The organism is Maribacter sp. 2-571, from assembly GCF_050589625.1.
Classification (GTDB): Bacteria; Bacteroidota; Bacteroidia; order Flavobacteriales; family Flavobacteriaceae; genus Pelagihabitans.
Genome location: NZ_JBNGOP010000001.1, coordinates 136,816 through 161,055 on the forward strand (window position 1 = coordinate 136,816; position 24,240 = coordinate 161,055).

The following is a 24,240-nucleotide window of genomic DNA, read 5'->3' on the forward strand; positions in this document are numbered from 1 at the left end:
TATGATTTTCAACTCCCTCGATTTTGCTGTTTTTTTACCTATCGTTTTTGTAGTCTACTGGTTTTTGGCAAATAAAAATCTGCGGCTACAGAACTTCGTCATCGTTTTGGCCAGCTACTTTTTCTATGGCTGGTGGGACTGGACCTTTTTATCCCTGATCCTATTCAGCACCATTGTGGATTACCGGGTGGGAAATACTATGGTCAAATGTACCAACGAACAATATAGAAAGCTCCTGTTAGGCACCAGTATAGTGGTCAATCTCGGCCTTTTGGGCTTTTTTAAATACTACAACTTCTTTCTGGAAAATTTTGTGACCGCTTTCTCCTTTTTGGGCAATGCGATCCAACCGAACACCTTGAACATTATACTGCCCGTGGGTATTAGCTTTTATACCTTTCAAACGCTAAGCTATTCCATTGATGTTTATCGTAAAAAATTAACGCCTACCGAGGATTTTGTAGCCTTTGCGGCATTTGTATGCTTTTTTCCACAATTGGTGGCCGGCCCCATAGAGCGGGCTACCAATCTGTTGCCCCAATTTTATAGAAAAAGAACGTTCGAGTATTCCAAGGCAGTGGACGGACTTCGCCAAATATTGTGGGGACTCTTTAAAAAAATAGTGATCGCGGATACCTGTGCGGAATACGCCAATACCATTTTTAATAATTCGGAAATGTATTCGGGAAGTACGCTGGTACTCGGTGCCCTGTTCTTCACCTTTCAAATTTATGGGGACTTTTCCGGTTATTCCGATATTGCCATTGGAACATCGCGTTTGTTCGGTTTTCATTTGAACCGCAATTTTGCCTTCCCCTATTTTTCCAGGGATATCGCCGAGTTCTGGAGGCGTTGGCATATTTCGCTTTCTACCTGGTTTAGGGACTACCTGTACATTCCCTTGGGAGGCAGTAGGGGCGGCACCTGGATGAAGGTGCGCAATACCTTTATCATTTTTATCGTAAGCGGTTTTTGGCACGGGGCCAACTGGACCTTTATCGTTTGGGGCGCGCTCAATGCCATTTACTTTTTACCACTGTTACTTTCCAATAGCAATAGAAAAAACATGGATACCGTTGCCAACGATGGGCACCTGCCATCGATTAGGGAATTGATGGGGATGTTCGCCACTTTTTGGGGCACCGTTTTGGCCTGGATCTTTTTTAGGGCCGAGACCGTTGGTCACGCGGTATCGTACATAACAGTAATATTTTCGGGTTCCCTTGTTTCCTATCCCGAGGTCTTTCCAAAAAAGGTACTATTGCTTTTGGCCGTGTTTATGGGAATTGAATGGCTGGGCAGAAAACAGGAATATGCCATCGAACACATTCGCTATCAAATACCGTTTTATGGTAGATGGGTCGCGTATTGCATGCTTACCGGGATAATTCTCTATTATTCCGGAAAAGAACAACAATTTATTTATTTCCAATTTTAGATGAAAAAGTTTCTATTCAAATTAGGTTTGTTCGTTACCGTTACGCTTCTAGTGTTATTATCGCTTCCCTTATTGGACGGTAACGCAGCAACGTCTTCAGAATTTATGGCGGCGATGAGTGACAAGCACAAACGCCTTGCATCCATTGATCGGCCCAAACTTATCCTTGCAGGTGGCTCGAACTTGATTTTTGGCGTGGACAGTGAAACGCTGGGAAAAAAGCTGAATGTTCCCGTGGTCAATTTAGGCCTGCGCGCACATTTGGGACTCGATTTTATACTGAACGAGTTAAGGGATGTTGCCGATAAAAATGATGTGGTCTTGCTCTCCATGGAATATTTTATGGATACCAAGGGGGATGAAGATCTCCATCGGCTTGCATCGTACTACAATCCCCAGGCATTGGCATACTACACACCAAAATCGAACTCCGTTTTCAAACGATTTTTCGAGTATCGCCATATGTTGTACAAAAAGTTGATTAGCGATTGGATCACCAAAGGTGGGCCTGCCTATACCCGTAATGATTTCAACCGTTTTGGTGATGGGGTAAAGCACCTTACTATGAAGGCTCCATCCGTTTTAGGCAGCAGATACATCATAGATTCAAACAAGGAAAATGAAATAAAGGTCCTAAACGATTTCTATCGATTTGCTCAAGAAAAAGGCATTACAGTGCTGTTTACCTATAGCCCATACGCCCGATCGGAGTATACGTTAAACCAAAAAGAGCTTATTTTACTTCACGAGAAGTTCAAAGACCGGATGCATATCAAAATGTTGGGCAAACCTGGGGATCTCGTCTATCCCGATAGCCTATTTTTTGATAATGTGTATCACTTGACCAAATCGGGAAGAGACATCCATACTAAAAAATTGGTCCAAATGCTGTCCGGGGAAACCAAAACAACCGGTGTAAACGTCCGGTTAGTTCCAGCTGAATAGGGACTTTTTCTTTTGCTTGGTGCCATAGCCGTAACCATAACCGTAGCCATAACCATAGGTTTTTTTATAGTCCACGTCATTGACCAAAAGGGCCATACTGCTAAAACGTTTCTCTTGATGCAGGGTTTTTGGAATATCCAGCATGCGTTTGTCCGAGTAATTGAACCGGATTACATAGGCACATAAATCTGCATATTGGCTCAACAATAGCGTATCGGCAACCAAACTCACGGGAGGCGTATCGATAATGATGTAGTCGTATTGCTCCTTTAACTTTATAAAAAGGTTTTTCACCCGATTGCTTTTTAAAAGCTCCGCCGGGTTTGGTGGCGTGGTACCCGAAGTAATCACATCGAGGTTATTGAGGCCTTTCATTCGGGTCGTAATGTCCGATAGTTGCAAGTCGGTATCCTTTATGTAGTTGGTGAGTCCCGTTTTCGCCCTGATCCCTAAATGCGATCGTATCATTGGCGATCGTAGGTCCATTTCCAATAGGGCCACTTTTTTTTCCGATCTGGCAAGGGTAATGGCCAAATTACTCGCTACAAAGGATTTACCTTCCCCTTTTCTGGTGGATGTGATCAAAATAGTTTTACTCTCGTTTTCAATATTGGTGAGGAGGAAATTCAGGTTAATATCCAACAATCGGAACGATTCGGCCACATCGGAGCGATCTTCGCCCAAATCCTGTACTTTACCGAGCTGTTTTGAGCTGGGAATATCACCAAGCAACGGAAGGGGCAATACCCTTCTCAGGTTTTTAAGATCATGTACCTTGGTATCCAACGTATCCTTTATCAACAATAACAGCACTGGAATGAGAATGCCGGCAAGAAAAGCGGAAATATAGGTCTTATTTTTTTTGGGGTTTACCGGGGTAGACGATGTAAAGGGCCGCTCCACAATTTTGGCGTTGGTGGCCGTTGCCGCCAACGATATGGAAGCTTCCTCGCTTTTTTGTAAAAGGTAAAGAAACAGCGTTTCCTTTATTTGTTGTTGCCTCTCGATATCCCTAAGTTTTCGTTCCTTCCCGGGAATTTCCCCTTTTTTCAGATCAAAACCGCCATCAATACGTTGTAGTCCCGCATATTGGGATCGAAGGGTTATTTGAAGGTTGTGCAAGCTTTGTTTTAAACTCTGCTCCTGCACTTTCAGTTTTTCGTCAAGCGCTATAATGATTGGGTTTTTTTCACTGGAACTTTTTGCAATACGGTTGCGCTCTACCACAATGTCATTGTATTTTACGATAAGGTTGGCCACCACATTATCGTCGAAGCCCAAAGTTGCGGGTAGCAGATCGCCCTTTTTACTATCCAAAAAATCCAATACCAGTTTCACCAACTCCTGTTGTACGGAGTTGTCGATCATGGTCCGTTCGTTCTCCGATTCGCTCTTCAGCATCAACGCCGCCTCCGTCTCGATATCGGTTAGGTTGTTGTCGATTTTAAAGGACTGTAGGTTGCCTTCCAAGCCGACCAATTCTTGGTTAATGATATCCAGTCGTTCCTTTATAAAGTCGGATGTGTTTTGTATGATTTCATTTTTATCGTCGACAATGTTTTGGTTGTATTCGGAAATCAGGGCGTTCAAAAACAGTTTGGCCCGCTCTCGTGCCTTTGTTTTTACGGATAAAATCACTACCGTAGATTTGGGGTCGTTGATCCCGATGTTCAGCTGGGATTTATACCGCTCCACCGCAGCGGGCAATGATGTCAATCGAACATAGATCGGCGTATTCAGATAGGCCTTGGCCTGGGCATCCTTAACGGTTACCTTAAAGTTGCCGTAGCGGGTTTCCAAAGTATCCCGAACCTGGTGTTTGCTTAAAAAGCTACCGTCGTTATCGTAAAGCTCGTATTCCTGTGCGGAGTTTAACTTTACAATAAAGTTTTCATTTTTTTGATACTGCGATGGACCAAAAAACGCTATCTCCAAGGGTAGTCCTTCCGTAATTTCAACGAAACGTTTGGTGTATTTCGTTTTGGTAAAATAGGAGACGTTCAGCTTCAATTCTTTTACCACGTTTTCTATAAGCGGTCTCGATCTTAAAATTTCGATTTCATTTTCGACCTCTTGGTTGGCATTTTTGAAAATGGATAGATCTTCCAGTGCGGAGAGCTCGGAAAAAATACCGTCCTTTTCCACACGGATCAGAATACTGGCGCTTACGTTATAGGTTTTTTGGGTATACCGCAAATAGAAAAAAGCGAGCAGAAAGCTCAGCAGAAAAAACGCGAGAAACAGTTTCCAATGGTATACATACTTCTCCAGTAAGTCTTTGATAATCGAGTGTTCCTGATTATCGATATCTTCATGCTCCATTGAACTGACTTTTATTTATGCACCCCCACAGGGTTGCTATGCACTTCTGTTTCCCTTAAAAACGATATTGACGATAATTTTAAAAAAATACACCATGTCCGTCATAATGGGGTTTTTCATGTACAGGTCCAGGTATTTCTCTTCGGATTTTATGATTTCGTCCAACGTTTCGGGCATGTCTACATAGAAAGGGGGGAAAAGTCCGGGTTTTACCTGGGTCCGTTTTTGTTGTAACTCCTTAGGATATAGGCTGAAGTAGTGTTCACTAAGGGGCCTTACACCAATAAATTTCATTTCGCCCTTTATAAAATTGATCAGCATGGGCAGTTCGTCTATCCAGTATTTTCGGAACAACCTGCCAAATCTGGAAATTCTAAAATCGCTTTTTATCTTGCCGCCGGTCTTTAAACTGTTCCTATTATAAAGGTATTGCTGCAGGTACTCCGCATAGGGGTGCATGGTGCGTACTTTAAAGACATTGATGATCTTCCCATTTTTGCCCACTCTTTTTAAGGAAATCAGGGGACCATAGGTAGGTTTGCTGTCATAGGAAGGGTCGGCACGTTTTCTTGCCACAAAAAACAGGCGACCATCGATCACCATATCGTCGACCATCTCAAAACCGCAAGCATACAACCTTCCAAAGGCCTCTGCCTTGGTCAATACGCGATTGTAACCTCTGGTCAACTTAAAATATAATTTTTTAACGTGGTTCAACTTGGGGCATATTCTATGGCATACGAAATCCAAAGTATAGTATACCCCTCGTAATAAGGAAGGAACCTTTTTTAGAATACGGTTTTTCCGCACCGTGTGGGTTTCCACACTGGATATGAAGAGGTCGTTGTTTTGTAGCAAACAATTGACGTCCTCAAAAAAACGATTGATTTTTCTATAGTTGTTTATCCGCTCCAAGTTTACAATGGCCCGTGTTTTTGATGGGGTATTCAAAATAACCTTATCGCTGCTCCGGGTATTGAAAAAGCGAATTTCATCATGGTCAAAATTCATGGTATATTTAGAGATAAATTCTCCTATTTCATAACTCAAATGGTAATCGGCCTGCTCCTTGTGAAAAGTAGCCACGGCACGTTTATCCTTTTGTTTTGTTCTTGTTTTCTTTTTGACTCGAATGGGAGCATCTGCCCTGGTCAGGGTAAACTCTGGCGATGCAGAAAGTAGTTCAAGCATTTTGGTACTATTTGAGGTTAAGTTTGAAATATAGACTCCGCTATATCCAAGTAAGATTATTATAAATATATAGTAAGTAATTACTTACAATAATTTTATGTTGTGAAAACCCCACTTTTGTAGCTGAACGCCCTTAATTTGTGGTTTAGGTCGATGAAAATGGTCGTTAAACGGTAAGAAAAGGGTTGTAGCTGTTCTGCTCGTGTTAATCAATAATGGAAAAAAACATCCCAATATGACGATGTTTGAGTTCTTAAGCGAAGTAGTGGTAGGTACTACCTTTTATTCCGTACCAACCACCTTTCCCTACTTAAAAGATTGCCAAAAAAAAGTATAAGGATCACCCCGCATTTTTCCATGCTAAAACCCAGGATATTCCTGGATTTTACGGTTTGGTCGCTCGTGAACAGTTTACGGCAAGGTTATGATTGGAAGTCTATAGCATAACGGTATTACGCCAGGTCCCAACAAAACACATGTAGGGGAACGCCCACGGCAAAAAATCATAAAAAGAACACTATTAACAGTATTTTCGGAAACAAGGTTCAGCAAATTTTAATTTCCTTGCAGCTGTTTCAATGGAATTGTTGAAACAAACAACGTTAACGCGCTTTGGCGCAACTCCCCAACAATCAGTTTTAACCTAAAAAAACAACAATGAAAAGATGTAAGGCCTTTTTGCAATGCGCAGCCATTCTTATGGTGGTGTTCTCCTGTTCCCATGAAGAAGTAGGATACCCTGACGAACAAGAAGTAAAATTAAGAACTACCGGAGTAGTATTGGACGAAAAAGAATTCAACGACAGTTTTGCGGGAAACCATACGGTTGCCGTATGTTTGGCCGGTAGGCAAGATGAATTCGAACAACTTCGTTTTTCGATAAGGAACAAAAAGAACAAACTGCAACTTATCCGTTTTCAAGATCAATCGTATCGCTTAAATTTTGAAACCGATGTAAGCGGCAATCAAATTCAATTGACCGCTCCCTCTTTTTCTATTACGGGAAGGTTGGAAAATGACGTTCCCGTTTTTGACGTATTTTTTGATGAATATAACTATTGTTCCAATCCGCCAACGATACAAGCCCTATTGACGTTTGATGGGGCATATACACTAGCGCCATGTACCGGTTTTGACGAACCCATTTCCTTTACGGTCAATACTTTTGAAGGAGGGGAACTTGCGCTCATTCGGCTCAATGGAGATCAAGTACCTTTTGAATTCTTCACCAACAAAGAGGGGGGAATCGTTAGCTTGGAATACGAGGGCTATTCCTTTACCGGTAAATTGGTCGATGGTGTTCCCGAGTTTCTGGTAGCGTTCAAAGATATTACGCGGTATTGTTCCACATCTTTAGATGTCGCTAATTTGCTTCCGTTCAAGGGAAATTTTGATCTATCGCCCTGTTTGATCGGTGGTGAAGTCATCAATATCGTTACCGTACTGCAGAGTTCCGGAGATTTATTGCTGTTAGAATTGAACGGGGAAAGGGTTTTTGAAACCTTCGCTGCGGACAATGGTGAGGTATCCATAGCAGTGAACGGGGTTACCATAGAGGGAAAACTCGTAGACGGACTGGGCACCTATCGGGCAATTGCGGACAATGTGCAATACTGTCAATCGGACAGGAATGTCCCCGTGCTGTTCAAAGCCAATATCGGTACGAACCTCAGTTCTGAAAACGGTTTGGCGGCTATGGTCAGTACCGGAAATGCCGACCCTGCTCTTGAAGTTTTCGAATTGCGCTATCAGGACGATGGTAGTGTTGCCCTAAAAGCCAACAATGGCCTTTTTGTAACCGTGGACGGTACTACACAATTGATGCGGGCCACCAGCGCTACCATTGGAACCAATGAAAAATTTATGCTCACCGTACTACCCGATGGAAAATTCACCTTACAGGGTTTTAACCAAAAGTATGTGAGCTCGGAAAACGGACAACGGGCCATACGTTGCAATCGCAATAGGGCGAAACGGTGGGAGCGTTTTGATGTCTTGCTCCCCTTTTAAAAACGATAAAATACGGGCCCTACCAAAAGGGCCCGTTCTTTTCTTGGGTCAAAACCCAGGACAGGACGGACATAAGAAAGCAATAACACAATTTGGAACTTGCCTGATAACACCGTTGCCTATCATACGTATCGGCAAATATGGTATCCGAAAAATATGACCCTATCATCATTATAAAACGATGGCCCATCATGAGGTGGCGGACGTTACCGCTCGACATCAAGGTCCCTTAAAAAAGGTATAATCATTACTACTGCATCAATATCCCAATTTCGCAGCGCAAAATTATCCGCAACATTCTCATGCAAGCTCCCTTTAGTGTTTTAATCGCATTTCCTGCGTCGCTCTACCTTCCCTTTGTTTGCAGACATATCGTCTACGGTAAAAAGTATATTTTAGTGTTATGCACCAATATCGTTCGAACAACAGCTACGCGATACTACTTTTAGCCCTGATTTGGAGCTGTGGCATGGTGCGAACGATAGCGCAGCATCGCAAAATGGACAGTCTAAAATCGGTTATACGCTCTGCGCCCAACGATACTACCAAGGCCCTGTTATACGCCTATTTATGGTCCGAATATCAAAAAACACGCCCCGATTCGGCCGGTTTTGTTGCGGACAAGGGAATCGCCTTGAGCCAACGGTTAAACTATACCAAAGGGCTCGCCTACAATTATCATAACAAAGGCTTGTCCTTTACCCATTCCGTGCAACTGGACTCTGCACTTTATTTTTACAAAAAAAGCTTATCGCTCAATGAAAAGTTAAGGGACAGTAGCTTACTCGGTCTCCTTCAATTGAATATGGGCAATATTTACTTTAGGAAGGACCTGCCCGAAAAGGCCATTGCCTATTTTAAAACCTTCCTCGCTATAAGCGAAGCCCTGGACAATCGAACGCATATGGCCTTTGCCAACAATTCAATAGGTATGGCCTATTTTGATAGTGAGCAATATGATACGGCCATCACGCATTTTCTCATCGCCAAAAAATTGTTCACCGAACAGCACAATCCACTCGGCATCAGCAAAGTCCATAGTAATCTGGCACTCTTATATATGAATGCCAACGGTCAATACGACAAAGCGATTGCAGAATTCAAAAGGGCGCTTGCCATAAACGAGAAAAACCATTTCAAAAAGCAGGCAGCCCTTAGCTTGAACAATATCGGCACATGCCATATCAAACAAAAGGAATACCAAAAGGCATTAGAAGTCATTAAAAAAAGTGAAATCATCTACCGTGATATCGACAATACTACTGGGTTGGCCTATAATGCCATTGGCTATGGAAATGCCTTCAAGGGTCTTGAGCGCTACACCGATGCCATTGGCCAATTTGATTTTGCGTTGCGGTCGCTGCCCAAAACCAATCAGGAAGAACGCGTGAAAGCCCTAATGGGGCTTGGCGCCTGCTATGAAGGCCTAAAGCATTCTTCAAAAGTAAAAGCAATGTACGCAAAGGCCTTGAAGGCCGCTTACCCAAAATCGCTGGTGGAGTACCGTATCACCATTTTGGAAAAATTGGCTGCCTACCATGCCGGCAAAGATGAATTTGATGCGGCGTACGGGCATACCAATACGTTATTGCACCTTAAGGACAGTGTTAACAAGCTTAGAAACCTTAAAAGGCTACAGCAGCTTCAAATAAAGTATGAGGTAGCAGAAATTGAGCGGAACAATTCCAACCTGGCCCTGGCCATGGCCTTGAAGGATAAGGACATTGCCCGAAAACGAATGCAGATCGCCCTTGCAGCGGGCCTTTTAGTCTGCTCTTTACTGGCTACCCTTGTGTGGTATACCCGCTTTATGAACAAAAAAAGGGTCATAAAGGTCCTAGCGGCTAAAAATGCTACCATCCACAAAAACAACAAAACACTCGAACAACAAGGTGCAGTACTTCAAAAAGCACTTACGGAAAAAGAACTTTTACTTCGGGAAGTCCATCACCGGGTAAAAAACAACATGCAATTGATCTCTAGCTTTTTGAACATTCAGGAGCGCACAAAGGCAGATTTGGATATTAAGACCTTTGTTGAAAACGGACAGTTAATGATCAAATCGATGGTTTTGGTCCAAGACACCCTTTATGCCTCAAAACGATTGGATAAAATACCGCTCCAATCCTATTTGGAAAATCTAACACGGGGCATAGCGCTCAGTTTTAAAAATGGTACCCATAAAATCGATTACCAAATAAATGCAGAGGGTATTTTTCTTGGCATAAACAAAACAATATCGATCGGCCTTATTGTAAACGAATTGGTATACAATGCGTTAAAACATGCCTTTAAAGGGCGTGAAAACGGAAAAATAACGCTTTCGATGTGCCGTACGGAACTCGATTCCTATAGCTTGACGGTAAGCGATAACGGAACCGGTTTTGTAAGCGAAAGCCCCTTTAAAACGGGTTTGGGCCTAGAGTTGGTTTCCCTAATGGCAAATCAATTAAGAGGGGTGTCCACCATAAAGGGCACCAAAAATGGTACACAAGCCAACATAACGTTTAAAATGAAATGAGATGGACAAAGGTTCCGTATTAATTGTGGAAGACGAACTATGGATCGCAAAGGACATCAAAGACAGCCTGTTGTCCGAGGGGTTTGCGGTAACCGATATTTGCATGTCGGTAAAAGAAGCTTTGGCAAGTATACAACGAACAAAACCCAATCTGGTATTTATCGATATCAATCTTTCCGGAAAAATGGATGGAATCGCCTTGGGCGAAGTTTTACAGGAGGACGACCTTATCCCTTACGCCTATATTACATCATACACCGACCAGCTTACCCTTGAACGCGCAAAAAATACGCGTCCTAGGGGTTATATCGTGAAACCGTTTCGATCGGTGGACATTACCACTTCCGCCGAGATCATCTTGAATAATTTTCACAAATTCAACACGGTGGATACACGAGGTATTCCACTACCAAATACTACGGAGGTTCCCTTTAAAATCAGAAAAACGCTCCATTTCATCCACAGACATCTTGAAGACAAAATATCGGTGGCCACACTTGCCAAGATATCCGGATGGAAAGAACAACACTACATCCTGAATTTCAAAAAATACGTTGGCGCCACCCCCTACCGATACGTACTATTGGTCAAAATAAATCGCGCCCAAGCACTGTTACGGGAAACCAAAATGCCGGTCGTACAGATAGCCCATGAACTCGGTTTTAGCCGACATAGTAATTTTAGCGTCAATTTTAAAAACCAGGTCGGCATATCGGCGCAAGAATATCGAAACAAACATAGCACCCTTTAAAGGAGCAATAGTGCCAGGGTCCGCTCCCTTTAAACCCGTGGTTGCATTCGAAACCCTCCTGTGAAAAATTCCTTGTGGAATACCTCTCGATTATCTTGTACTTTCTCCTTTTTTAATCGTAACCGGCGTGTTTACGGACCGGAAGGCTGATCCTTATCGGTGACCTTAAAAACATATGTGGCGATAATATCGTCATTCACTTTTAAATGGATGTCAAAAATGCCCTTACGCTTAAATTGATGAGTGAAGGACACCGTACCATTGTTCCATTGCAAATTTGAAATGGTCAATGTTTTTTCCTCATTATTGCTATAGTAACTCATCGATAGCTCTTGGTCTACCGCTTTCGTAAGCGTTTTAAGTGAAAAGAATACCGTTTCGTTCTTGAGGGCCACGGTCTCCATTTTTTTTGGAAGCAACGGAATTACCCGCTGTGCAAAGGTGTTACCATACACCAAAGGGGAAGCTGCAAAGTCCTCCTGTGCAAAAGTGGTTTGCAACGACCATTTTTGTTCCAAGGGATAATGGTTTTTGCCGAACAGCACAGGATCCGTTAAAAAGTACCCGTCATTGTAATCGCTTACGAATCCCCTGCCCTCTTCCATATATCCGCTGGACCAAGTGGCGTCACACAAGTACCACTTATCGTTCAAGCGTACGGCATTCCAGGAATGGTTGGCATTTTCCAGTTTCGTTACGTTGGCATCGACCGTTCTTCCATAACCATCAATAATCACTGCTTCGATACCGGCCAAATAGCAGAGCTCTTTAATCAAATAGGCGTAACCGGTACACATGGTCTTCTTCTTGCGCTTTAATTTTGCAAAGGCCACTTTTTTGTATTCGGCATTCCAATCAACGAGTGCGAGGCTATCATTTTTTAATTTTTTCCGCATGCGATCTACCGTATTGTGTTGCGCCCTATCGCCCTTGATATTCGTACAGACCCAAGTATAAATGGCCCGGAACTTTTCTACTTCGGTGGGCAACCCCTGCGTCAGTCGGTGCGCCAATATTGGAAGGTTGTCCAAAGCGGCACCCTTGAGCGACCTTACCCTGTTATCGACCCGTACCAAATCCAAGGACTTAAAATCCGAAACTTGTGCCCGCAGTGCGTGGGTTTTCAATACAATAAAAACCAACATACAAAGGCAGTTTTTGATATAAACGCCCATCGATCAGTCTTTTTTGGATCGGTATACCTTATTTACCGCTACTTTACCCATAAGTATGCAGGAATCTACATTCAGATTGATTTCCATAGCAATGTTCTGTGTAGCGGCGCGATCCTGAACGGTTACTTTCTTCGATTTAAAACCGATATAGCTCACCACTAAAACAGAGCCTTCCTCCAGTTTTTCGGGAAATTCAAAATACCCGTCAAAATCGGTGACCACACCTATTTCGGAACCTTCCAAATAAACGTTGGCCCCTGGTAGCGGAACTCCATTTTCGGTTACGGTGCCTGTGACCGCGATACGTTTCTGCCGTATCGTATCCTGAACCTTCGGATTTCTTTGATCCATCTCTTTGGCTTCTTTAGCCACGGCCTGACCGTTCATTTTACCAAAGGAAAAAAGTGCGATACAGGCCGCTGCCAACCCACTGGAAAAACGAAACCTGTTTCCTTTCCGAATGTTGTTGTGATAGGTTGTCAGTTGCCCATTTTTAAACCTGCCACAAGTGTTTTGGGTGGCTTCGGTTTTAAAATAGGTGATAATCTGTTCGGTATCCATATCCGTGAAGTCGATGACCTCTTTCTTACAGGCACCACAAAAACCTCCCTTACCCGTAGTAGAAAAATTTTTGAAATCTTGGGCACAGGGGCTATCGATCTTTAAGCTAAATTGGTTTTCCATCGTTCTGCTTTTTTTGGTTATTCGATAAACATAAGACCGAAATAGCCGAAATAAAACCCCGATCGAGGGAACGCCGTTTGTCACTTAGTTAACGTGCCTAGTTGCGAAAACTGAATCAAAACCCATGCTCATCGTACTCAGTCCCGATACCCCAAAATTCCCGAGCACCAGTTTATCGGTATTGGTATCGGTAACATTGCCCACCAAGTTTATAGGCAAAAACAAGGACGCGAATTCCAGTTCATCATCACCTCCAAAAACATTTAGGTAAAATTGAAATGTGGTAAAGTTGATATTGAACTCATTTAGACTTTTTGGATTGAAGCGAAAATTATCCATTTTAAGGCCTGTTGAAGACTTTTTTGAGTTTCATAGCAGAGCTACGGGAGGAAAAAAAGACAAAAACAGGACTGTAAAGGGCAATTTTTTAGCCAATTAAAAAAGTCTAAATGAGTTCATTAAATTATTTAGATTTTTCGTACGCATTGATGTTCCGTGTGCCGGATACGTTAACTTCTTAAACGTCGTATCGCTTGTAGGGTGTTTCGAACGTTTTCTTCTAAGCTCTCGAAGTCTTGGGTATCTAAAATTTCCTTACCGATAAGTTTTGATCCCATACCAACACAGGTTACCCCGGCATCGAACCATTCTTTTAAATTTGCTTCATCCGTACTTACTCCGCCCGTGGGCATAACACTGGTCCAGGGTTGGGGACCTTTTATGGCCTTTACGAAAGCGGGACCATAAGTGGCGCCCGGAAATAGTTTTACGATTTCGCAACCCAGTTCTTCCGCTTTGTTTATTTCGGTCAACGAACCGCAACCCGGCGACCACAACACTTTTCGTCTGTTACAGACCATAGCGATGTCTTCCCGAAGCGATGGCGTAACGATAAAATTGGCGCCCATTTGCATGAACAACGAAGCTGCGGCGGCATCCGTTATGGAACCCACTCCCATAATCATTCCCGGCAACGTTTTTATGGCATACTTGTTCAGTTCCAAAAAGACTTCGAAGGCGAAATCGCCACGGGCCGTAAACTCCATCAAACGTGCCCCACCATCATAACATGCTTTTAGCACCTTTTTGCCCAAAGCAATATCGGGATGATAAAACAAGGGTACCATGCCGTTTTCATGCATCGCACTTGCCACTTCCAATCTTGAATATTGTGCCATAGTTCTCCTTATCTCGCTACCCTTCCGGAAGCATCGCCTCCCATTAATTTTTCTACTTCCGCTACGGTGGCCAAATTGGCATCCCCTTTTATCGTATGTTTTAAACAAGATGCCGCTACCGCAAAATTCAGGGCGTTTTGATCATCGTCGGGATACTTTAACAATCCATAGATCAGTCCGCCCATAAAGGAATCGCCGCCGCCTACCCTATCCACAATATCGGTAATCTGGTATTCCGGCGATTTAAACATGGTTTTTCCATCGTAAAGGACGCCCGCCCAACTGTTGTGGGAAGCCGATATCGAACCGCGTAAGGTAGTGATCACCTTTTTGGCCCGGGGAAACTTTTTCATCATCTGTTGGCATACCGATAAAAAGGCCTCCGCCTTCACATGCTCGCCTTGGGTAGTGATGTCCAAGCCCTCGGGTTTGATGCCGAAGTGTTTTTCGGCATCTTCCTCGTTTCCTAAAACAATATCGCAATATGAGGTAAGCTCCGTCATAATGGCTTCCCTATCACCACCATACTTCCAAAGTTTGGCCCTATAATTCAGGTCCGTTGAAATGGTGACCCCCATGGCGCTGGCCACTTTTACGGCTTCCAGACAAGCATCTGCGGCGCCTTGGGAAATGGCCGGGGTAATACCGGTCCAGTGAAACCATTTTACCGCTTTAAAAACGGATTTCCAATCTACCATTCCTTTTTCTATTTCGGCTATGGCAGAATGTGCGCGATCATAAACTACTTTACTCCCCCTGCTTACGGCTCCGGTTTCCAAAAAATAAATGCCAAGGCGGTCTCCACCATAAATAATCTTGTCGGTACCAACTCCCCGTTTCCGCATTTCCATGAGGGCGCATTCCCCGATGTCATTTTTGGGCAATCGGGTAACAAAATCCACGGGTACCCCATAGTTTGCCAAAGAAACGGCTACGTTGGATTCGCCACCACCATAGACCACATCAAAACTATTGGCTTGTGAAAACCTTAAAAATCCCGGAGGTGCCAGTCTGAGCATAATCTCTCCAAAGGTCACTACTTTATTCATCTATTTAGATTGTTTTATGGTACGTTTTATTTGAAGGTCCGCTCCTTTGGAACAGAAACCGTTCTTGTTTCCCTTGTGCCAATATGGTTTTGGGACCTTCGATCGTGTACATCATTACATATGGCCTTAAGCCGATATGTATAGTTATCGGATTAAATGCCCAACGCTTGTCCTCCTCCTATCTGGATGGTCTCCGCAGTGATAAAGGAAGCGTCTTTACTGGCCAAAAATGATATGACCCCCGCCACGTCTTCAGGTTGCCCTAGTCTCCCGAGCATAATGTTATTGGCCCAAGACGCAAAAACTTCGGGTTTGGTCGCTTTTATTTGCGCATGGAACGGGGTATCGATGGTTCCCGGGGATACGGCGTTCGCCCGGATCCCATATTCCGCCAGATCCTTTGCCAAGGCCCGGGTTATGGCATGTACACCCGCTTTGGATGTTCCATAGATTCCGGCTCCAGGTCCGCCTGCGGTCCACCCGGCATTCGAGGTATAATTAATGATGGAGGGATGTTCCCCTTTTTTAAGAAAAGGGATTGCCGCCCTGGAAGCAAAAAAAACGGAATCGAGGTTTAGTGCCATGACGCCCCGGTAAAAATCAGTCGACATTTCTTCAAACCTGGATCGGCCCCCTAGACCGCCAGCATTGTTGACCAGAACATCTATTTTTCCATATTTTTCACCAATTTTGGTGATGTTGGCGGTTACGGCCTCTTCCTTGGTTACATCAAAACCATAATATTCCGCGGTAATACCTTGATCGGTAAGTTCTTTCAAACGTGTTGCTCCCGCTTTATCGTCGATACCGTTTAATACCACCGTGTAGCCATCATGGCCCAATCTTTTTGCAACTTCGAAACCTATACCACCTGTTGCTCCTGTTATTATAGCAACTTTGCCATTATTTTCCTTCATCTTTTAGTGTTGTATTATTACGTATTATATGTTTAATTTTTACTTGTCAAGGGTGCTATTTTAGGGCATAGTACCCATATACTGGCCATTGCGATAATGGCCAACGCCGCCCCTATCACAAAGGCCGGGGTATAGTTTCCGCCGGAAGTAAGCCAGGGAACCAATGCCGTTAGACCGAATGCGCCCAGTTTGGCCGCCATTCCCGCAAAACCTGCAAGGGTACCTACCGATCGCCCCCCTAACAAATCACTGGGCAAGGTCTGCACGTTTCCGATCGCCGTTTGAAAACCGAATAGGATCACGGCCATTAAGATTACGGCCGTTTCGGGACCTCCCGGAGCCGACATTGCCAACAAAGTGGGGAGCATGATCAGGCATCCCAAGGTAATTACCAATTTGCGCGTTTTGTTTACGGACCACCCCGCTTTTATTCGATTTTGGGCCAAAAGTCCGCCAAACCAAGCCCCGACCATGGCGCCCACATAGGGTACCCAGGCATAAAAGCCGATCGCTTTTACATCCATACCGTACACTTCATTGAGGTAAATGGGTATCCAAAAGATGAACAGCCACCAAATAGGATCGATCGCGGCGGAGGCGATGATTACCCCCCAACTTTCCTTGTGCGAAAGCAATTTTAGGGTATCGGGATTATAACCTTCGTCCTCCTCCTCATCATGACCCGTTGTGTTATGTTGCTGTCCGCTTAAAATGTAGTGCCGTTCCTCATCCGATATCCAGGGATGTTTGGAAGGTGGCGACTTTACCAAGATCCACCACGGAACGAGCCATAACAACCCCAACAGCCCCACGATCAAAAAAATGTAGCCCCATCCAAAATAGGCCGAAAGCAGCCCAATAGTAGGAAACGCGATGATGCCCCCAATGGCGGCTCCGGAGTTAAAAATACCCTGTGCAAATGCCCGTTCCTTGGTAGGAAACCACTCGGCATTCCCTTTTGCCGCACCGGGCCAGTTTCCTGCTTCGGAAATACCCAATAACGAACGAAAAATACTCAGCCCTACCACACCTTTGGCAAAGGCGTGCAATGCCGTTGCAATGGACCAAAAACCAATGGATAGGGTAAACCCCAACCGCGTACCGACCTTATCAAAAATTTTCCCGAAAATGGCCTGTCCGAAGGCATAGGAAAAGATAAAAATGGTCGAAATAATGGCATAGATGCCCTTGCGCTCATCGGCCGTTTTATCCGGATACAAATCTTCGGCCATATCCGGCCAAAGCACGGGAAGCGCCTGTCTGTCCATATAATTGATTACCGTTGCCAATGCGATCAACGTAATCACCCACCATCTTAATCCTTTTATTTTCATAATAGTATTCTAATGACGACCGGTACGAACGGTAACAGCAGGGCATTGCTGCCCATCATCTTTCGTTCTATTTCGATCGTTATTATAAAATGACTGTACAATACCGTTCGGAAAACGACCGGTATGGTATTCATCAAGTTTTACTCCCTCCTTTTTTATTCGTTGAAAACAGAATCGTGCACTTTCCGTTTTCAGTACGCTATGCTAATTATCCGTATGATAACAGTATTGATATAAAACCTTAAAATGAACTTTCATCATTTCTTTGGCCCGCTTTGGATCTTGGTCCTTTATGGCCTGAAATATGTCTTCGTGCTCTTTGATCCCAATAAACGATTGATTGGAATCGCAAACATGATACTTTTCAAAATTGGTAATGATTTCAGGGGTAATGATCAACATAAAAGTATTCATGGAACTGTTTTTGCTCGCCTTGGCAATGGCCAAATGGAACAACAGATCCTCTTCAACGGCATCTTCCTTGTTCAGTACCTTCTTCTTATAGGCGTCCAAAGCGCTTTGCAAGGTTTCCAGATCTGCTGCCGTTCTTCTTAAGGCCGCCAATCGTACGGTTTTTAGCTCCAACAAGATCCTCGTTTCCACCAATGCCTTAAAATCGGGTTCCTCCAATCCAAGAATATCCTCCATCATACCGCTCATGGCAACACGCCCGATATCGGCGATAAAGGTTCCGCTCTGTGGTTTGGAATATAGAATTCCGTAAAACTCCAGTTTTTGAATGGCTTCCCTGATATTGCTCCTGCTTACGCCAAATTTTTCAGAAAGCATCCGTTCCGAAGGCAATTTATCACCGGGCTCCAAATTTTTATATTCAATTAAATCCCGAAGTTTCGCAATGATACTTTGTTGTACATCCCGTTTTTCCTTATTCGTCAACACCTCAACTTTCATACTATTTCTTTAATCGGCCAAATTGGTTAACCAGATTGGTTTGTTAAATTTAGGAAAATAACTTTAACTTTTCGCTATTGCCCGCGATTATATCGACATAATTTTTTAGACGGTTTACAAGCGGGCACAACACTGGTTAATCGCATGTTCCGCAACCTTACCAAGCCTAACCCTGCGACCGTTAATGAACGACTTCCAAAGCATAATAGCTCACCCTTGCAAATGCCTCTGCATCGGTAGTCTGCAAATAATTTCCCGCCTTAAAATAATTTTCAAAAACGCCCCATTTTTGCATGTGAATATCCTCGAAGGTTTTGGAATCGCCCTCGTTCAATATCACCTCAATTTTTCCGTCGGATGCCTTTATTTCAATGGTACACTTTTCAAAATCAATCTTTTCGGAAAAGGTATGGCTTTCCCCGTCTTGCCACGCATCGGTATGCAACAGTTCCGTGTCGGTAACGCTCAAGTCTTTTAAGGCCTTGGTTACCGCCCTTATGTACCCATTTTGCCAATATATCTTTAGCATAGGGGGCGCGTTGTTGTCGTTCTCACCGATACGATCGCGCTGCTCGTTGGTCAACCTTCCGTGGATCTGCATCACCATAGTACGATGATACTTTCCATCACCATCCTTTGAAATCTCGTCCAAGGAAAACGTTCCCTTCATACTTCCCCCTTCACCGAACGTCCAATTTGTAGTATTGCTACCCGGATCTATTTGTTCCCTTAGCTCCGTTCTGGAATACTTGGTGTTAGTGGTGGTAGCTCCCGGATAGGTATAAAAAACAAGTGCCCCATTCACGGAATCGTTATACATGAACGGCTTTAGAACGATATTTGAAGCGTACTCCAAAATTGCGGGCGGCTCCACTTCTATCGGTTTGCCATTCTCGGAAATGGGCAATGTTACTTTCCAATTGTTCAAATCGATTTCGGGAAGGTTGAACGTATCGTTATCCTCCGCTACCGGATCGACTTCGGGAACCACTTCTTCTTGCACCACCTCTTCTACGTCCTTGGTACTTTTTTCGCTGCTACAGGCGTACGTGAGCAGTAGCAAAAAAACAAGACCAATCCTTTTCGACCCGATCATATTCCCTAAACGCAATTTTACATCTGTCCTCATTTCGGTATTTCAATGTTCCACATCGAGTTCATACAACTTTACCTTGGCAAATGCCCCTTTATCCCGAGATTGGAAATAATTGCCGACCTTAAAATAATTTTCAAAAATCCCCCAGCGTTTTATGCTCATGTCATCATAAACAAAAAACTCGCTTTTATTGAGGGAGACCACCATTTTGCCATCGGTCACTTTTACTTCGATGGTAAACTTTTTAAAGCCCACTTCCTGCTCAAAGTTTCTTCCCTTATCATCGGTCCATGCCTCCTTGAACAAAATTCCTTTTTGGTCGACCCCGGCATACTTTAGCACTTTTGTTTTGACCCTGATCTTTCCGTTTTGCCAATAGATCTTTAAAATGGGCGGCGCGTTGTTCTCCTTTTGCCCTATGAGCTTGCGTTGCTCATCCGTTAGCCTACCGTGGATCTGGGCAATAATCACCTTATGGTACTTTCCATCATCCGCTCTGGAAACTTCGCCCATTGCCATTTTGGCCCGTAAGGTACCGCCTTGTGCAAATGTCCAATTCACTTTGTCGTTCCCAGGTTCCATCTGTTCCCGAAGTTCCGATCGTGAATATTTGGTATTCGCGGTGGTGGCGCTGGTCGGATAAGCATAAAAAACCAAGGCCCCGGAAGTAGAATCGTTGTACATATAAGGCGTCAATACCGAATCGGTAGCGTAACCCAGAATTTCGGGCGGCGAAACGCTTACAGCGCCCCCTTTTCCCTTTCCCACGGGAATGGTCACCTTCCAATGGCTCAGATCAACTTTTGGTAACTTTATTTTTCCTTTACCCCTTTTCTTTTTTTTAACAAGCTTGGTTTTTACATCCGCCGCACGATCGGTCTTTTCCTGAGCAACGGCACCGACCGTTAGAAAGGCCATGACACCGATCCATATGGATTTCGCTATGTGAACTTTCGTGTTATGCATCATTAATCCTGTGTATGTTTTACCAAAAGGCTTTTCTGTATCGTTGTTGTATAACCCTAATCAAACGAGGTCTCGACTGCGCTCGACCTGACATTTCAATACTGCTTTATCTTTCAGCAAGGTCTCTACTGTGCTCGACCGGACATTTCAGTAGCTCATTCTCTTCGAAAGAGGTCTCGACTGCGCTCGACCTGACATCTCAATACTGCTTTATTTTTCAACAAGGTCTCAACTGCGCTAGACCGGACGTTTCAGTGGCTAACCTTAGAACCGCCCGGTACCGAATACGATGACCGGGCGATTCGCAATGGTTAGTCAATTTACTAATTGGTAATCGTAATGTTATCAAAAAATGCTTCGGCAACACCATCCACTACATCTATGTTTCTAACATAAATGATGATCTGATTGGTCGATGCCGTAAATTCAAAGGTATTGGTAGCATAGGCATCCCCATCCGTCGCAAAAATATTCGGAATGGCATAATACGCGTCAACAGCGGAATCGGAGGTCGATACATTGATTCCGGTTTCATCGGCAATTTCCGTATTCAATAGAAACACTTCGGAGGTAATTCCCGCGGCCGTGGTACGTGCATCAATGGAAAAGGTATAGGTGGCCCCTTGCTGTACGGTCACCACCTGATACAAACGGCGGCCCGATTCGTCCAGTTTTGCCCCTCTGGTACCATTGTTTCCATCGCTGGTAGAACCTGCTTGTTCACTACCATCGCCATAGGCGCCTTCCAACCAACTATCCAACGCTCCGTTATCCCAAAGCGGGTCATAAGGGCTGGGGATTTCGGTACCGTTATTATCGACAACGGTGCTGTTGGGGGTCATGTCCCAAGCATCGGCATTATCGCCCGTATTTACAGTAAACTCGTCAAAGGTTCCGTTGAGCACTTGAACGACAAACCCATCGGAGACCACAAGTTCTTCCGTGGCCACATCGGTATTTCCGGTAATACTGGTCGCCGTTAAGGTTACCGTATAAATACCGTCCTCCGAATAGGTATGGGATGGATCGGCTCCGGCAAACTGGAATCCGTCCCCAAATTCCCATAACAACATTTCCGCACCTTCAGAGGCATCCATAAAGCTAAAGGTTCTATAATCGGCGGCATCTACCTGAGACGTAAAAGCTGCGGTAACCGGTGCCAAAATTTCAATAGACTGTGTCAGGCTAGTCGACAGGCCGGACGCGTTGGTCGCCAATAATGTGACGGGATACATGCCCGCGACCGCATATACATGTGTCGGTGATTCTTCTGTAGAAGTATTTCCATCGCCAAAATCCCATTCATAGGTAACGGCCCCTGTAGATGAATTGTCAAAGGTATATTCTAAAAAGTCGATCTCGCTTTGTTCAGGCGTAAATCCGGCAGAGGGCGGTACGGCTCCTTCGGCACCGATATCGATCGTAAAATCGTCCAATCTGGCCTCTACATCCCCGTTCGTGAAATAAATGGCGACCGTGTTGTTGACACCGGAGTTAAAGGGCAACTTTTGTTGTACATACACATCGGGTTCCGAATCATCCGTTACCGTAACCGAGGCGATCGTAGCATCGACGGCTTCTTCCGTGGTAGTAATGGTACCGCTTTCGGTAACCCCCAATATGGAAACGATGACCCGTGCATCCGATGAACCGCTAAGCATGGTGTACCAAAACCTTAGATCATAATTGGTGTCCGGATCCACGGTAATTTCCTGATAACCGATACGATTTCCGGCAGGAATCGGCAGTTTGGCGCCTTGATCTCCAAAGGTTACCGGACTACCGGTAATTTGGATCACCCCGCCCAGGTCGCTGTTCCGCCAAGAGTCCCTTCCATCACCACCGCCCTCCGGCAGGGTATCGTCTTCAAAACCGGGCTCTAAAATGATGGGCTGGAACGGGCCTTCCACAACGATAACATCAATAGTGGTGGTTCCCGTTATCCCATTGCCATCCGTAGCGGTCAAGGTTACGGGATAGGTGCCTTCACCATCTGCAAAGGTAAACGAAGGGTCTTCTTCGGTAGCGGTATTGCCATCGCCAAACTCCCATACAAACGTTATCGCCTCCGAAGAAAGGTTGGTAAAATTGATTGTCATAAAATCGTCCGCAGAAGACGCATAGGAAAAATTGGCCTCTGGGAACACCTCATCTGCCTTGGAGTTCGAATCGGGCAACTCCTCCCTAAAAGCTTCGTCCCCGACACAACTTGCAACCATACCGGCGGCAACCCAAGTGAGCAGTAGCAGTTTTGTCCTTACCCATTTATTTACTGTATGTTTCATAATTTTTTAGCTTAGTATTAATACCCAGGATTTTGTGTTAACAGCCCATCGCTCAAATTGATTTCCCTTGCAGGAATCGGTAGCAACAGGGCCCTTGGTGAAAAGACATATCCCATTTCATCGGCATGGTCGCTCAGTACGTTGTCCGCCTCATCGAAGCGCAACAGATCGAACCAGCGCTGGTTCTCGAATGCTAGTTCTACCCGTCTTTCCGTTAAGAGTTCTTCTTTTGATACGGTTGTTAGGGCGTTTGGCGCAGTATCAGGGAAAGCCCTGTCGCGAATCTGTAAAAAGGATTGTACGGCCCCCGCATCCGTAGTACTGGTTCCGGGTCCGATGGCCGCCTCTACGTGCATCAACAACACATCCGCATAGCGCAGGGCGATGTAGTCGTTACCCGCGTTCCGTGGATTTTCACCATATGTTGGCGGTGAAACGGTGATGTCCGATCCCTCGGGCAAAAACTTGGTAACTTCGATCGAACTGCCCAGATTGATAAACGACTGTGGTCCGCGAACACCGCCAAAGGCACTAAAGTCGGCAACCAGATTATCGTTTACGATGTTTTGGCCGTCTTCCCGACCTTGACGTACCGAGGAGGTGAACTCCGAAGAAAAGCTCTGGCTTTCCAAGGGGTTTCCAAAATCGTACTGTAGGGCGAAAATAATTTCATCGTTCAATTCATTGTAAAACACATCGCTAAAATTGCTTTGTAATGCAAAATCCCCGTTAGCGATAATGGCCTCGCATAGCTGTTGCGCTGCGGTATAGTCGGGATTTGGCAGTGACAGATAAACCTTGGCCAAAATACCCTGTGCCGCTGCTTTGGACGCCCTTGATTTATAGGTATTGTCCAATACGGCTACCGCTTCCTGCAAGTCTTCCACGATTTGGGCGTATATCTCCGCTACCGGTATTCGGGTAAAAAGTGCTTCTTTGTCCTCAACACCCACCACTTCGGTAACCAAGGGAACGTCCCCGAACAACCGTACCAATTTAAAATAGGCGTAGGCCCTTAAAAACTTGGCTTCGGCGCTGTACCTTGCCTGATTGCCGGCATCCGCGATGGGAATAAATTTGAAGATGTTGTTGGCCCTAAAAATGACCTCGTACATCGATTGGTAAAAATCTTCGGATTCCACGTTGTTGGCATTGACCACATACCTGTGAAAATCGGATTTGGAACCTTCCAAAGTGGCATTTCTGGTATTGTCCGTTCTGTGCTCGGTCAACAAATGTTCAAATTGCATCCCTCTGTTCGCCCGACCGATATTGGTCGTCGTATTTTCATTAACGCCCTGAAGCGCATCATAGATTCCCAATATGCCCGCTTCCACATCGGCATCGGTCTGGAAAAACGATTCCTCTACGACTACGGTGTCCGGTATCGGATTTAAAAACTCGTCAGCGTCACACGACATAAAAAGTGTCGCCACTGCAACTGCTATATATTTGATGTTTTTCAT

20 protein-coding genes are annotated in these 24,240 nt (G+C 44.6%); 5 read left to right on the forward strand and 15 right to left on the reverse strand.

Annotated elements, in window-relative coordinates; translation table 11 throughout:
• The first annotated feature begins 1 nt into the window (after position 1).
• A complete protein-coding gene (locus ACRD7P_RS00520; RefSeq protein ID WP_430905507.1) occupies positions 2-1,438 on the forward strand; it encodes an MBOAT family O-acyltransferase in 1,437 nt (478 codons plus the stop codon).
• Positions 1,439-2,383 carry a hypothetical protein gene (locus ACRD7P_RS00525; RefSeq protein ID WP_430905508.1) on the forward strand — a complete coding sequence of 315 codons (945 nt, stop codon included), beginning with the start codon at positions 1,439-1,441 and terminating at the stop codon, positions 2,381-2,383.
• Here the strand turns inward: ACRD7P_RS00525 and ACRD7P_RS00530 are convergent.
• Entirely contained in the window at positions 2,366-4,705 is a 2,340-nt protein-coding gene (locus tag ACRD7P_RS00530; RefSeq protein ID WP_430905509.1) for a GumC family protein, read from the reverse strand. The genes ACRD7P_RS00525 and ACRD7P_RS00530 overlap by 18 nt on opposite strands.
• A gap of 36 nt (positions 4,706-4,741) precedes the next feature.
• Positions 4,742-5,896: a sugar transferase gene (locus tag ACRD7P_RS00535; protein ID WP_430905510.1), complete on the reverse strand. Its 1,155-nt coding sequence runs from the start codon at positions 5,894-5,896 to the stop codon at positions 4,742-4,744.
• 657 nt (positions 5,897-6,553) lie between these two features.
• Between ACRD7P_RS00535 and ACRD7P_RS00540 the strand changes: the two genes are divergently transcribed.
• The 3 genes from ACRD7P_RS00540 (at position 6,554) to ACRD7P_RS00550 (ending at position 11,178) form a co-directional block, all read left to right on the forward strand.
• Entirely contained in the window at positions 6,554-7,906 is a 1,353-nt protein-coding gene (locus tag ACRD7P_RS00540) for a hypothetical protein (protein WP_430905511.1), read from the forward strand.
• Positions 7,907-8,309: 403 nt separating this feature from the next.
• A complete protein-coding gene (locus ACRD7P_RS00545) occupies positions 8,310-10,427 on the forward strand; it encodes a tetratricopeptide repeat protein (protein ID WP_430905512.1) in 2,118 nt (705 codons plus the stop codon).
• A 1-nt stretch (position 10,428) separates the two neighbouring features.
• Complete coding sequence (locus ACRD7P_RS00550) at positions 10,429-11,178, forward strand: helix-turn-helix domain-containing protein (RefSeq protein ID WP_430905513.1); 750 nt, start codon at positions 10,429-10,431, stop codon at positions 11,176-11,178.
• Positions 11,179-11,309: 131 nt separating this feature from the next.
• On the opposite strand, the gene ACRD7P_RS00555 is transcribed toward ACRD7P_RS00550, so the two are convergent.
• The 13 genes from ACRD7P_RS00555 to ACRD7P_RS00615 all read right to left on the reverse strand — a co-directional run bounded on the left by ACRD7P_RS00555 (position 11,310) and on the right by ACRD7P_RS00615 (position 24,240).
• Positions 11,310-12,323 (reverse strand): transglutaminase domain-containing protein, encoded by a 1,014-nt coding sequence (locus tag ACRD7P_RS00555; RefSeq protein WP_430905514.1) that lies wholly within the window; start codon positions 12,321-12,323, stop codon positions 11,310-11,312.
• Between the two features lie 33 nt (positions 12,324-12,356).
• Positions 12,357-13,037, reverse strand: a complete 681-nt coding sequence (locus ACRD7P_RS00560; RefSeq protein ID WP_430905515.1) for a carboxypeptidase-like regulatory domain-containing protein — start codon at positions 13,035-13,037, stop codon at positions 12,357-12,359.
• A gap of 84 nt (positions 13,038-13,121) precedes the next feature.
• Positions 13,122-13,376: a hypothetical protein gene (locus ACRD7P_RS00565; RefSeq protein WP_430905516.1), complete on the reverse strand. Its 255-nt coding sequence runs from the start codon at positions 13,374-13,376 to the stop codon at positions 13,122-13,124.
• Positions 13,377-13,546: 170 nt separating this feature from the next.
• Entirely contained in the window at positions 13,547-14,215 is a 669-nt protein-coding gene (locus ACRD7P_RS00570; RefSeq protein ID WP_430905517.1) for a bifunctional 4-hydroxy-2-oxoglutarate aldolase/2-dehydro-3-deoxy-phosphogluconate aldolase, read from the reverse strand.
• An 8-nt stretch (positions 14,216-14,223) separates the two neighbouring features.
• Positions 14,224-15,264, reverse strand: a complete 1,041-nt coding sequence (locus tag ACRD7P_RS00575; RefSeq protein ID WP_430905518.1) for a PfkB family carbohydrate kinase — start codon at positions 15,262-15,264, stop codon at positions 14,224-14,226.
• Between the two features lie 152 nt (positions 15,265-15,416).
• Positions 15,417-16,181, reverse strand: a complete 765-nt coding sequence (locus ACRD7P_RS00580) for an SDR family NAD(P)-dependent oxidoreductase (RefSeq protein WP_430905519.1) — start codon at positions 16,179-16,181, stop codon at positions 15,417-15,419.
• 32 nt (positions 16,182-16,213) lie between these two features.
• A complete protein-coding gene (locus ACRD7P_RS00585) occupies positions 16,214-17,515 on the reverse strand; it encodes an MFS transporter (RefSeq protein WP_430905520.1) in 1,302 nt (433 codons plus the stop codon).
• Positions 17,512-17,652, reverse strand: a complete 141-nt coding sequence (locus tag ACRD7P_RS00590; protein WP_430905521.1) for a hypothetical protein — start codon at positions 17,650-17,652, stop codon at positions 17,512-17,514. Before ACRD7P_RS00590 ends, ACRD7P_RS00585 begins: the two co-directional genes overlap by 4 nt.
• A 67-nt stretch (positions 17,653-17,719) precedes the next feature.
• Complete coding sequence (locus ACRD7P_RS00595; protein ID WP_430905522.1) at positions 17,720-18,427, reverse strand: FadR/GntR family transcriptional regulator; 708 nt, start codon at positions 18,425-18,427, stop codon at positions 17,720-17,722.
• 181 nt (positions 18,428-18,608) lie between these two features.
• A complete protein-coding gene (locus tag ACRD7P_RS00600; protein ID WP_430905523.1) occupies positions 18,609-19,556 on the reverse strand; it encodes a polysaccharide lyase family 7 protein in 948 nt (315 codons plus the stop codon).
• Between the two features lie 9 nt (positions 19,557-19,565).
• Positions 19,566-20,489 (reverse strand): polysaccharide lyase family 7 protein, encoded by a 924-nt coding sequence (locus ACRD7P_RS00605; RefSeq protein WP_430905682.1) that lies wholly within the window; start codon positions 20,487-20,489, stop codon positions 19,566-19,568.
• Positions 20,490-20,812: 323 nt separating this feature from the next.
• Positions 20,813-22,774: a PKD domain-containing protein gene (locus tag ACRD7P_RS00610; protein WP_430905524.1), complete on the reverse strand. Its 1,962-nt coding sequence runs from the start codon at positions 22,772-22,774 to the stop codon at positions 20,813-20,815.
• A gap of 17 nt (positions 22,775-22,791) precedes the next feature.
• Positions 22,792-24,240, reverse strand: a complete 1,449-nt coding sequence (locus tag ACRD7P_RS00615; protein ID WP_430905525.1) for a RagB/SusD family nutrient uptake outer membrane protein — start codon at positions 24,238-24,240, stop codon at positions 22,792-22,794.